Source organism: Bdellovibrionales bacterium (assembly GCA_018266295.1).
GTDB lineage: Bacteria > Bdellovibrionota > Bdellovibrionia > Bdellovibrionales > Bdellovibrionaceae > JACMRP01.
The window spans coordinates 126,573-138,532 of record JAFEAQ010000022.1; the positions used below are offsets into that span (position 1 = coordinate 126,573).

General features: G+C 44.6%; 11 protein-coding genes. 7 read left to right on the forward strand and 4 right to left on the reverse strand.

All coding sequences use genetic code 11. The annotated features are described in order from the left end of the window. Positions 1 to 20: 20 nt before the first annotated feature. Entirely contained in the window at positions 21 to 2,609 is a 2,589-nt protein-coding gene (locus JSU04_20095) for an erythromycin esterase family protein (protein ID MBS1972620.1), read from the reverse strand. Between the two features lie 230 nt (positions 2,610 to 2,839). Between JSU04_20095 and JSU04_20100 the strand changes: the two genes are divergently transcribed. Both JSU04_20100 and mgtA read left to right on the forward strand, forming a co-directional pair. After that, positions 2,840 to 3,865 carry a zinc-dependent alcohol dehydrogenase family protein gene (locus JSU04_20100; protein ID MBS1972621.1) on the forward strand — a complete coding sequence of 342 codons (1,026 nt, stop codon included), beginning with the start codon at positions 2,840 to 2,842 and terminating at the stop codon, positions 3,863 to 3,865. 145 nt (positions 3,866 to 4,010) lie between these two features. Further along, positions 4,011 to 6,497, forward strand: a complete 2,487-nt coding sequence (gene mgtA / locus JSU04_20105) for a magnesium-translocating P-type ATPase (GenBank protein ID MBS1972622.1) — start codon at positions 4,011 to 4,013, stop codon at positions 6,495 to 6,497. A gap of 27 nt (positions 6,498 to 6,524) precedes the next feature. Here the strand turns inward: mgtA and JSU04_20110 are convergent, their stop codons facing one another. Next, a complete protein-coding gene (locus tag JSU04_20110; GenBank protein ID MBS1972623.1) occupies positions 6,525 to 7,463 on the reverse strand; it encodes a hexose kinase in 939 nt (312 codons plus the stop codon). 149 nt (positions 7,464 to 7,612) lie between these two features. Between JSU04_20110 and JSU04_20115 the strand changes: the two genes are divergently transcribed. The 5 genes from JSU04_20115 (at position 7,613) to JSU04_20135 (ending at position 10,347) form a co-directional block, all read left to right on the forward strand. After that, positions 7,613 to 8,014 (forward strand): helix-turn-helix domain-containing protein, encoded by a 402-nt coding sequence (locus tag JSU04_20115; GenBank protein MBS1972624.1) that lies wholly within the window; start codon positions 7,613 to 7,615, stop codon positions 8,012 to 8,014. Continuing rightward, on the forward strand, positions 8,008 to 8,571 hold the full coding sequence (locus JSU04_20120) for a hypothetical protein (protein ID MBS1972625.1): 564 nt from the start codon (positions 8,008 to 8,010) through the stop codon (positions 8,569 to 8,571). The genes JSU04_20115 and JSU04_20120 overlap by 7 nt, the downstream gene beginning before the upstream one ends. Continuing rightward, entirely contained in the window at positions 8,572 to 8,940 is a 369-nt protein-coding gene (locus JSU04_20125) for a hypothetical protein (protein ID MBS1972626.1), read from the forward strand. A 305-nt stretch (positions 8,941 to 9,245) separates the two neighbouring features. Continuing rightward, entirely contained in the window at positions 9,246 to 9,644 is a 399-nt protein-coding gene (locus JSU04_20130; GenBank protein ID MBS1972627.1) for a DUF4145 domain-containing protein, read from the forward strand. A 1-nt stretch (position 9,645) separates the two neighbouring features. Then, positions 9,646 to 10,347: a DUF4393 domain-containing protein gene (locus JSU04_20135; GenBank protein ID MBS1972628.1), complete on the forward strand. Its 702-nt coding sequence runs from the start codon at positions 9,646 to 9,648 to the stop codon at positions 10,345 to 10,347. Between the two features lie 9 nt (positions 10,348 to 10,356). Here JSU04_20135 and JSU04_20140 read toward each other — a convergent pair whose 3' ends face one another. Together JSU04_20140 and JSU04_20145 are read right to left on the reverse strand one after the other, a co-directional pair. Beyond that, entirely contained in the window at positions 10,357 to 10,914 is a 558-nt protein-coding gene (locus tag JSU04_20140) for a hypothetical protein (protein ID MBS1972629.1), read from the reverse strand. A 1-nt stretch (position 10,915) separates the two neighbouring features. After that, a complete protein-coding gene (locus JSU04_20145) occupies positions 10,916 to 11,866 on the reverse strand; it encodes a hypothetical protein (protein MBS1972630.1) in 951 nt (316 codons plus the stop codon). Positions 11,867 to 11,960: the final 94 nt, after the last annotated feature.

Genomic DNA, 11,960 nt, shown 5'->3' on the forward strand with positions numbered 1-11,960 from the left:
CGCAAGATTTGTTCCTTTTTTTAAACTCCTCCTGGCCATGTTTCAGGGAGCTCTTGAGTAGTTTTAATCGTTGGAATTGAGCGCAGCGCCGAGGTTCTATCGATATACACAAACGCATCGTAACGTTGAGCCATGACCGATGGTACGTAATTTCTGCCATGATTCTCAAAGCGGGGCTCATAAACAACGCCGACAGCGCGATGACCATACCTTCTTTTTCCTAAAATCGAATTCCTAGCTGCGGAATCAAAGGTCATATAAAATCTCTGAGAGTTGATTGTTTTAGAAGCTTTATGACAATAAAACTCAAATGAGGACTCTCGGGCTTCAGGAAGTGACGTCACGGTTTCGGGACTATCCCATGCTGGGCTTGCTAAAACTTCTCCTTGATAACTCCCAAAGCCCACGAGTGCCACTTGATCTTGTCCAAATTTTTCCCGCGCCAGGCCTCCAAGATTTACATAGCCTTCTTCAAGCATACTCGTGGCGTGATAGTCGCCAATGTGACTGTTATGTGCCCAAACGATCGCTTTACGTGGTTGGGGTCCTCGGTGCAAAAGTAAATCCAGCGTTTCAATCATATGCTGGTCGCGCACATTCCAGGAATCGGCTCCGCCGAACACCATCGACCGATAATACTCTTCGGCATTTTTGACGATTCTTGCATTTTGTTGCGCACTGAAGAGGCCCAAATTGCCTTCACCAACATCCGCCAAACGCACTCTTAAAAGTTCTCGCAGGTTTTGAATAACTTCACCGCGAAATCCTTCAGGAAACTTTAGCAGGAATTGGGCATAAGCTTTTTCATTTCTTTCAAAAGGATCAAAACCGGCATAGCGTTTTTGAATAGCCTCAGCCAAAGCTGGTTCTAAATTCTGCTGCGCATAGGCTTTCACATAGTCCATAGACTCAAATAAAGAATAAACATCTAATCCAAAGAAACCGGCCTGAAAACTCTGCATCCACTCAATTAAAGAGGCCGTCTCATTATTGGCCCACATCCACGTCGGCCATCGATGAAACTGTCTCATAATGTTTTGTGCAGATCCCCCCGCACCGGTTCGGATGTATTCATTTAATTTCTGGCAATCCGGCCAATCTCCCTCCACCGCGATAAAATCAAAGCCGTGATCACGGATCAGTTTTTCGGAAATCATACGACGAACACTGTAAAACTCGGCACTTCCATGGGTGGCTTCTCCGAGCATCACGACCTTGGCCTTTGCAATCTGCTGAATCAGATTGTTCCAAGCCCCCTCACTCTTTATAGGCTGAGCAAGACTTTGAATCTCACGAACCACACCTTCCACTGGATTTAACGTTACTTTGGGCTGTGGCGAAAACTGTTCCAGCCAATCTAGCGAATACTCAACAACTTCCTCTAAAGTGCCCGGCTCTTCAAATAAATGAGTCGCGCGCGGCACCAATACAAGTTTCACATTTTTAAGTCTTTCCGCCGCGGACTGATTTAATGGAATCACTTGGCTGTCTTCCGCACCGACAATTAAGAGCGTCGGGGCTTTGACCTGTGAAAGATAGGTCCTGGCCAAATCCGGCCGCCCGCCTCGGCTGATGACAGCAAAGATCTCGCGCGGACTTTTTGCGGTGGCCCCCAGAGCGGCTGCAGCTCCCGTACTTGCACCAAAATAGGCGATAGGAACATCAAACGACGGCAGGTAAGGCATCATGGTGTCCGTCGCCTTCAAAACTCTTTGCACTAAAAGATCTATATCAAACACATTTTTTCGATCACTCGCTTCCTTTTCCGTCAACAGATCTGCAAGCAAGGTCCCATAACCTGCCTTATTCAGCTCTTGAGCCACATATTTATTTCGCGGGCTCTGCCGGCTACTGCCGCTGCCATGAGCAAAAACCACAACACCCTTCATCTCCTCGACAAGTTGCAAGTCCGCCTTGAGCTCGGCATCTCCGTCCCTAAAAACCATTTCTCGGTAAAATGGCTCTTCTTGCTCCTGCGAAGCAGATTGAATCAGTTTCTTTACTTCTTCATTAGCAACTTGCTTGAAATCAGAATAGTAGTCACTGACGGCGTAAAACGGTGACGGCGTTAACAAGCAAATGAGTTCATCGGCAATTTTAGAGAGCTCTTTGACGGTCTCTTTAGGAGCCACGGGGGTGGCCACGATGATCTTTTTTGGCTTACGCAATAAAAGTAAATCCATCGCGGCCTTTAAAGTAGTCCCCGTCGCAATTCCGTCATCGACGATGATCACCGTTCGCCCTTCCACAGAGACGGCCGACTTCATTCCACGAAACTCGCGAATTTGCTCCCGAAGTTCTTCCTTCTTCTTTTCAACCAAAGGTTTCAAAGACGATTTCAAAATTCCCAATCGCTTCATCAGAGACTCGTCATACCGAGGCCGTCCATCCTCGCTCACCGCCCCGATGGCTACTTCGGGATAGTCAGGAGTTCCAATTTTTTTAACCATTAGCAGATCTAAATCAGTTTCCAGACCTTGAGCAACCTCAAAGGCCACCGGGACTCCTCCGCGCGGAATCGCTAGAATCAGAGGATGATCCTTCTTAAAAGAATTTAACCTCTCAGCCAGAGCGAGCCCAGCCTCCTTACGATTTTTAAATTGAGTCAAAGAAGCCTCCTTAACTTAGAAAAATGCATCTCGATGTTTTGATAAATCCTAAGAAAAGCGTTGGATAGTACTGCGTTCTTCCAATGAAAATTTACGGAAGAAATAAAACTAAAAAAAGTAAGATGGAGCCCATCTATGCCACTTGAAATTGCGTTTCTTTTAGCAATTTTCACGGCGGCGACTTGCAGACAAAATAGAAATTAATATGATCTTCTTCAAAAAGGAAACTCATGCATCCCTTGATGAAAACCATGGTTTTAGAAGAACAAGCCGTTATTGAACAAAAGCCGCTGGCTCTAAAGCTTCTTCCTCGGCCTTCGCCGGGCCCTGAGGAGGTTCTTATTCGAGTCTCTTGCTGTGCCATTTGCCGTACAGATTTACATATTATCGAAGGCGACCTCCCCCTAAAAAAAATGGCGATCATACCGGGACATCAGGCGATTGGAACTATTGAAGCTTTAGGAACTCACGTAACCGGACTCCGCTTCGGTCAAAAAGTTGGCGCCGCATGGCTTGGATATACCTGCGGCAATTGCCCCTACTGTGCTGTCGGCAAAGAGAATCTCTGTGTATCGCCAAAATTTACGGGATATGACTTCGATGGTGGTTATGCCGAATACATGGTGGCTCATCAAAGTTTTATCTATCCCCTAGTCGAAAACACAAATGACATTCTCACGGCTCCCTTACTCTGCGCCGGAATTATCGGATATCGGGCTCTAAAACGAAGTAACTTCAAGCCAGGTGATCATCTGGGGATTTTCGGATTTGGTTCTTCCGCACATATTACCGCCCAAATCGTTCTTCATGAAAAAGGAAAAATATCCGTCGTAACTCGAGGCGAAGAACACCAAAAACATGCGCGTGATATGGGAGCCTTTTGGAGTAGCGGCTCCACCGAAGGAATCCCCGAAGAAACCGACGCGGCTATTCTCTTTGCTCCTGCCGGCGAACTCGTACCAAATGCACTGAGCACATTAAAACGTGGCGGTACCTTAGCTATTGCCGGGATTCATTTGAGCGATATACCAACACTGAATTATGAAAAACACCTATTTTATGAAAAAGACCTTCGCTCCGTGACGGCAAATACTCGAGAGGACGGAAAAGAATTGCTTAAAAAGCACAGTGAAATGAATCTTCAACCTGAAGTGACTGTTTATAGTCTCGAAGATGCCAACAAAGCCCTTTTGGATCTAAAGAACGATAAAATCAAAGGCACAGGGGTCCTGCAAATCACATCTCAGCACTCATAGAAGACTCGCGGTGTCTTTCTGTTTCGTGGAGAATGACACAGTAAAAAACAACGACTCCTGCTACGCCACACACCAAGGTTAAATTGCAAATGCTCAGAAATAAATTCGACTTAAAAAGAAGAGCAAACAGGAAGATCATTTAGCAATGGGTCTTACCGAATCAGAAATTACGATATTTAAATCTGCACGGCCTCACGATGGACTTGGCGAAGAGGAGGCCGCCCAAGCCGCTAAGGAGTTTGGCGCCAACGAATTTTCCGAAACACCCAAGTTCGAGCTTGCGCGCGAATTTATTCGCCTCTTTCTAAGCCCCTTGGTTCTGATTCTTATCATTGCAAGCATCATCTCCGCGGCTCTTCACCAACCCGTCGATGCCACAATCATCCTCCTTATGGTCGTAATAGGTATTGTGATCAATTTCATTCAAACTTATCGTTCGCAAAGAGCGATTAAAGATCTTAAAAAAAGTGTCGCCCCCACGGCCACAGTCATCAGGAACGCCCAAAAGCGAGAAATCCACAGAAGCGAACTCGTTCCCGGCGATATCATCGAGCTCTCGGTGGGGGATCTCATTCCCGCCGACGCAGGTATTTTAAGCTCTTGCGATTTTCATGTGCAAGAAGCCCTTCTGACCGGCGAATCTTTTCCGGTGGAAAAAAATGTTTCAAATACCGAAGAGCCGACAGTCATCTATTTTGGCAGTTCGGTAGTGAATGGCACAGCAACCGCCGTGGTCCTATCCACGGGGCTGCGAACTAAGTTCGGGCATATTGCCGAACGTCTGACAGCTCCGCCGCCCGAGACTGAGTTTGACCGTGGCGTACGTACTTTTGGCTACCTCATCCTCAAGACGATTATTGCCTTAACCCTTTTTGTATTCGTCGCCAATGCATTAAAACAACATGAAATTCTTGAGTCTCTTCTTTTCGCTGTCGCTCTCGCCGTGGGGCTGACACCTGAGTTCCTTCCGGTCATTTCGGCAGTCACCCTGACCCGCGGGGCCTTACAACTCGCAAGCTCCAAGGTGATTGTAAAGCACCTCTCCGCTTTACAAAATTTCGGCAGTATTGACATCCTTTGCAGTGACAAGACCGGGACGATCACTTCTGGTATCATGAGCCTTGACCAAGTTTTAAACCCCAGAGGACTTCCGACAGAAGATGTATTTCGTTTAGCATATATCAATAGTTTTTATGAAAGTGGCATTCATAGTCCGCTGGATCAATGCCTTTTAAAAGCAAAAGAAGTCAATCTCGATAATATCAAAAAAATTTACGAAATCCCTTTTGATTTTGAAAGACGTAGAGCTTCCGTCATTGTCGAACAAGATAAAGACCTTTCTCTGATTCTTAAAGGCGCTCCGGAAAGCGTTTTAAAAGTCTGTGAATTTTACACCAGCGAAGCAGGAGAAAAAGCTCTCACCACAGAAGACCGAGCTGAGATCACAGCCGTCTTTAATAGCCTGCATGAAAAAGGCTTACGCACTCTGGCTGTAGCATCTAAAAAAATAGATTCAAAAACCACGGTATTTTCCCGGGAAGAAGAACAAGACCTCGTGTTTAATGGGTTTATCACTTTCTCAGACCCTCTTCTGCCTGGCATCGTGCAAGCCATTCGGAAGCTTGAAGAAGATGGGGTTCAAATAAAAATACTGACGGGAGATAACGAACTCGTCGCGAAGTATCTCTGCGAACAGATTGGCTTAAATACCAAGAATTTTATTCTTGGGGATCAATTGGATGCTTTAGATGATTTGAGTCTTGCCGAGACCGCCGAAAACACCGCTTTATTCGCGCGTGTTTCTCCCGTTCAAAAGCACCGCATTTTATCATCTCTGAAATCGAAAAAGCACGTGGTTGGATTTATGGGAGACGGAGTTAACGATGCTCCCTCACTTCACACTGCGGATATTGGCATCTCATTTTCTACTGCGGCCGACGTAGCCAAAGACTCTTCGGACATTATTTTACTCGAAAGAAATTTAGAAGTGCTACACAAAGGCATTATTCAGGGCCGAATGGCCTTTGGAAATATGATGAAGTACCTGCTGATGGGCACAAGCTCCAACTTTGGCAATATGTTTAGCATGGCTGCGGCCTCGGTTATTTTACCGTTTTTACCTATGCTGCCGGCGCAGATTATTCTTAATAATTTTCTTTATGACCTCGCCCAGATCTCTATTCCCACAGACCGCGTTGACGAGACTTTTACGATTAAGCCAAGGCGCTGGGATATCTCGCTGATTCGAAATTTTATGCTATTTATCGGACCGCTCAGTTCGATTTTTGACTTTATCACATTTTTTATACTTCTAAGAATCCTTCACGCTTCCGCAGAGCTCTTTCATACAGCTTGGTTTTTAGAATCTCTCGCGACACAAACCCTTGTTATTTTCAGTATACGAACCGCAGGAAGCGCTTTTCGAAGTCGCCCAAGCCTTTTATTAACTGTCACAATCCTCTGTATTGTTTTTATCGCCTTCATGATCCCTTACTCTCCGCTAGCGACAGATTTAGGTTTTGTTCCAATCTCAGGGGAATTAATTTTATTGATTTTGATCGTAACGACTATCTATCTTTTCCTGGTCGAAGCCGTAAAGCGTAAGCTCATGCGAAAATTCATGCCCAGTTAAATAGGCCCCGTAAATCTCTGCAAAGGATCATGAGACTTCTATAACCACAGTCTTTTTATAAAGCTCTTCTATCTGCGAGGCCGATCCCAAAGTCGTTCCCTCTTCGCTCAAGGTGGCAGCGGCGGCGGCAAGCCCCCATCGCAATATATCTGAAGCAGATGAGTTGCCTTTGAAAAGCTGAGCCACCATGGCACCAACCATCGAATCCCCGGCACCGACCGTGGATCTTATTTTCACTCGCGGAATCCGGCCAAAAAAACAACCGGAGGACGTCACCAAAAGAGCTCCGCCCTCGACAGAAGAAACGCAGACATAAGACACGCTCTGCAAAAGCTGAAGAGCTTTCTTTTTTACTGCGGAGAGAGTCCGCACCCGACTTTGAGTCATTAACTGAAACTCTTCTAGATTGGGCTTTATCAACAAAAGCTTATGTTTTGTCAGATGCCGAAGAATCGCCCCCGGGCAGTCGATAACCACACTTGCATTTTTCTTTTGCGCAATCGAAATGAATCCTGTGAGATCTCGAACCGAAAAATTTGGAGGTAGGGATCCGCCGATGACGAGTATTCCCATGTGATGCTGACTTCGTACAAATCTTGAAAGCTGATCCTTTTCCCGAGGCTCAATTCTGGGGCCTGAAAAACTTAAGCGGGTCTGCTGATGATGATGCCGGCTAGAAATCGTTACATTGGTCCGCGTGGGTTCTTTGATCGCTATAAAGTGCTGACGAATATTTTCTTTTTTTAGAAGACTCGCGACTTCATATCCCGCGGCACCGCCCAAAAAACCAGAAGCAACAACCGGAACTTTGAGACGGCACAAAATACGGGCGACATTGATAGCATTGCCACCAGGTGCATGGGCCTCATCCTGAACATAGGTTTTCTCGTTGGGAATAATACGATCCACAAATCCACTAATATCTAGCGAAGGATTGGGCGTGATCGTGAGAACGGCATTCTTCATAGCCCGACAATACCACTTTATTTTGACCAGCATTTACGATTTATAAGAGAAAAAGAACTTCGCTGTTTTTTTCTGTATTTGGGATTTTCTTTAGAAAATACTTCGGCAACGCCGAATTAAACAACGGGCAGTATATTGAGGGAGGAATTTTGGTCACGCTCGTAAAGACGCTGATGACTCTTCGTGGAGTCAATCAAACAGAGCTATCCAAGCAAACTGGTGTATCAGTCACCGCAATTTCGAGGTTTTTAAATAACTCATCGGAACTGCGCTCTGAAGCCATGCTCAACATCCTCTCCTCTCTTGGCGCGGATGTGACGTCAGTTGTGAAAAAGGAAATCAGTAAAGCACTTGGAGATGAAGACGATCTTTCCATTGGCGAGGACATTCGTTTCCTGCTGGAGCAGACTGCACCGATCACTAGAAAGACCATCACTGATACGTTGATTGCGAATTTTAGAAACGACAAGAATCCCGATACGAAAAACAGAATTAAACGACTCAGAAAATATCGTGATTCAATTAAAACAGTAAGGAGGCAGCCTTGCTAGACACTAAGACAAATAACCATACAGAGCCGACACTGGCTTCTGGGGCCGCATTAAGCCCCATTAGTTATGCTGACGCTCTTGAAAACTATCGGAAGAACACAGATTGGTGGGTTGTATTTGCAGCCTTCGACCTTCCCGACTTCCAACCGTCACCTCTTTGGGTTTCTCAACGAGTTAAACTGCCTGTTGACGTTGTTGTAGAAGCCATGGAAGGACTTGCCGTCCTGGGTTATCTCAGAAAAGAAAACGGCGCCTTCTACTCCATCAAAGGTAAAGATTTTGTTAAATTCAACGTCACGAGCCAGAAAAAGACTGAAGTGATTGAAGAACATTCTTTGATCTCTCACCAAATCATAAATCAGCTTACAGAAGACGCTTTAATGGCAGTTGATCACAGATGTTTCGCATCAAATGTTGAAATATTGAAGGAACTTTACTCTGATGTCGCCAAGGCCTTCGAGAAGGCCTACCAAGCTTCGACAGAAGCCAAAAACAAGGATCGTATTTTTAAAATGACTTTTACAGCCGTTGACGTACTCCAAGGGAGGGATCAATAAATGAAATCTCTAGTCACTCTACTTATCACAGTATTTGCATCCGCAGCTTTCGCCGGAGGATCTGGCGGCGGCGGCGTTATGATGAACAACTTCATGGTTCGCCCAGACAGAACGTTTGAGCTTGGCGGAGCTGGTGGCGGCGGTGGCGTTCGCCCAGGAATGCAAACCATGGCAGCAAAACAGCCTGAAATCGTATACAGTATTCGACAATCCGAAGAATCAGTGATTTTTGCACACGCTCAACTCATCAATAATAAATGGCAAATTGAACGGTTTTCTTTACCAAAAACTGAATTTACGATGAATGAAGAATTCGAATCGGCTTTGAAATTATCTCAACAAACTAAACAATGGATTGAGATTAAGTAAATGGCAATTCAGATTCCGCGCCCTAAGACTACAGTTCTTCCAGAGTTAAAAGCTGGTGCCTTTACATGCCCTCACTGCAACGTAATGGCACAAATGCATTGGCTGCATACAGAAGCGAATGGTGAAGGGCGCTTTAAACAACGAATCAGACTGTCCACTTGCCAAACCTGCCAAAATACGTCTGTATGGTTAGTCCGTTCCGAGTTCATCAACGAAGAAACCGTATTGATCGGCGAAATTGTCTACCCTAATCCCGTAAAACACTTTCCACATGATAATTTACCGGACGACGTAAAAAAGACTTCGTGGAAGCAGCGAGTTTGATCGCAATATCCCCCAGAGCGTCTGCGGCCTTACTACGATTGGCTTTGGAGAAATTGCTCGCACATGCAGGATCTAAAGAAGCTAACCTTAACGACACAATTAAAGCGTTTGTGTCTAAGGGCCTGCCCAAAGAAGTTCAACAGGCCCTAGATATCGTTAGAGTTACGGGAAATAGCGCTGTTCATCCTGGAAAAATGGATGACGCCGATGTTGCTGAAATCTCCATTAGTCTATTTGAACTAATTAACTTCCTTTGCGAGGAACTGATCGCCCGCCAGCAAAGACTGAACAACTTGTACAACAAACTTCCGAGCAGTATCTTAGCGCAAATTTCACGCAGAGACGGCCATACAATAGGCTCTAATCAAGAAATGGCATAAAATGGAAATCGAAAGTATATCTAAAACAGCGGAGGCAGTTAAAAGCGCTTCAGAATTTGGCACAGAGGCTATCAAATTTGTTCGTGTGCTTACCGATGAGCCGACAAAGGAACTTGCGGGCATTTTAACAGACAAGCTAAAGTTCTATAGGTGGAAAAATCAGCAGAAAATGCTTTTAAAAGCAGCCGCGTTCATGGAAGAAAAAGGTCTAGATGTCCCATCAAGATATCTCCCAATTAAAGAACTTGTTCCTCTGTTAGAATACTCATCACTTGAAGACGACGAATATCTGCAAACTCTCTGGGCGGCATTACTAGCGAATTCGGCCGACACAGAAACAACAAATTCCAACAATCTGATGTTCATTGAAATCCTCAAAAATCTTTCCAAATTGGAAGCACAAATTTTAATGACGGTTTTTTCAATTCCAAACTGCGTAAATGAAAATGGAATGATTATTACATCTGACCTACCAAATAGTGCCACGATGATGAGTCCACTACCTAACGCAAGACTTGAGCCCGGCCCAAGCGAAGAAGTAAAGATGGCGTTGGCAAATTTAGACCGCCTAGGATGTATTTATATTGTTGAAACAATTGGAGGTGACCAGAGATTTGAGACTATCAAAGCCCGTGAACTCGGTCGCCAACTTGTTAAAGCCTGCACTATCATTGAAATGGCTGATTCCGTAGAACGATCTTAATTGGCTTTATTAAGATTGTTTTCTCAGCACCTCTTCAGCCTGGAGAACAAGGTCTTCCTTACTTTTTACCTCTACCTGCAGATCACTTTTTTCTTGTGACAATGCCGACATAGTTTTTACTAAATCGTTCTTTTCCAGATTAGCTTTTTCGATATAGGACTCAACATATAGTTTCTGTGTGGAGTAACTACTTTTCTTCGCGATGAGATCATCCCGGCTTCTCAAAAAATCAAACAATCGAAGTGTAATCAAAAGCCAAATCAGTTTTCTATAATTCAATTCAATAGTCTGCGATTGATTTAACAGTTCAATCAATCCTCTTCTCTCCTCGTGGCTCTTTAAAAGAAGCGCTTCAAGCAAAATAACTTGGTCTTGAGATTTTTTAAGTTCATATGCCAATACTGCTTCACGCTTCTTCGACTCAACAAGTTCATCCTGCAAGATTTTTAGCTTGCCTTGAAGGTCGGCTATCTTCTTATCTTTCTTGTGAGCAACAACGGCACCGCCACCACCAGCCCCACCCAGCAGGGACAACAACGCGATGATCCCAACAGTGACTGGCTCCATATTATCTAGCCCTCCCATTAGCAATCAACTTTTGCGCCTCATTACTTAATAGCACATCTTCATCTACTAAGGATTCAATGCGGGAGCTCAAATCTTTCTGTCGACTAAGAACTGAATTTTCAAACTCATTGACCAAAGAGCCATAAGACAAGACAACCTCTTGATTCCTTTCGATAATCTTGAGGCAATGCTCTAATTGCTTACTATCGGTCATCTGATTTTTTAAAAGGTGAAATAAAGCATTTGATGCAAGACCAACTGATGGCCAGTTAGCGCTTGCAATAGATTTTGGCGACAATGACAGTCCACCGAACACACAAAAACTATGCGAAAAAAATCGAACTGCCGATTCTCTCGTGGAATTTCTTTGTTTCGAATCACAGCCCTTTGTGTGAACAGAGAGATAAAGCTTAATTAGTCCCTCTACTAACATTGAGCCAGCAATATCACGTCCCTTAATGGTCAAGTATTTCTGATAAACCTCCTTATCAGGAAGACCATTTTTTTCAAAATAATCTCTAAAATAACTACTCCCGGGAAGGGGCATGCCCTCCTTTGAAAAGGAATCCATGAATAGATGAGACAGCCAAGCGGCCAATCCTTTCATAGGACTGCCGTAATGTTCAGCATTAAGGTTGAAAACTTCTTGGGGGTTAAGTATATCATGACCAAATCTCAGCCGATGCAAATATCCTCTGACGGAGTCCACAGGAGCGTTGCCGTGCCCAAAGTACTCACTTTGATGTGCTTTCTTATGAAGATGAACACCCGGCTTCGCCAGGGCAATAGAACTCAACGCACCTGCCGATCCAATTAAGACAGAAAGTACTAGATCGTCTACCCCGAAATCTGCCGAAGTAAGATTTTGAGTGGTTGGAGGTAGGGATTCTAAATCAACCCCTCTCAATAAATCAGACCAGGCCTCTTGCGAATTGAAATCAATTTTCTCCATTCTATGATTTTACGAAAGTCAGTCCAATCCTTATACAAAAATCACTAGGCCCTTTTCAAACTGAGATCCAAGTTAGCAATGGGATCTCATTTTG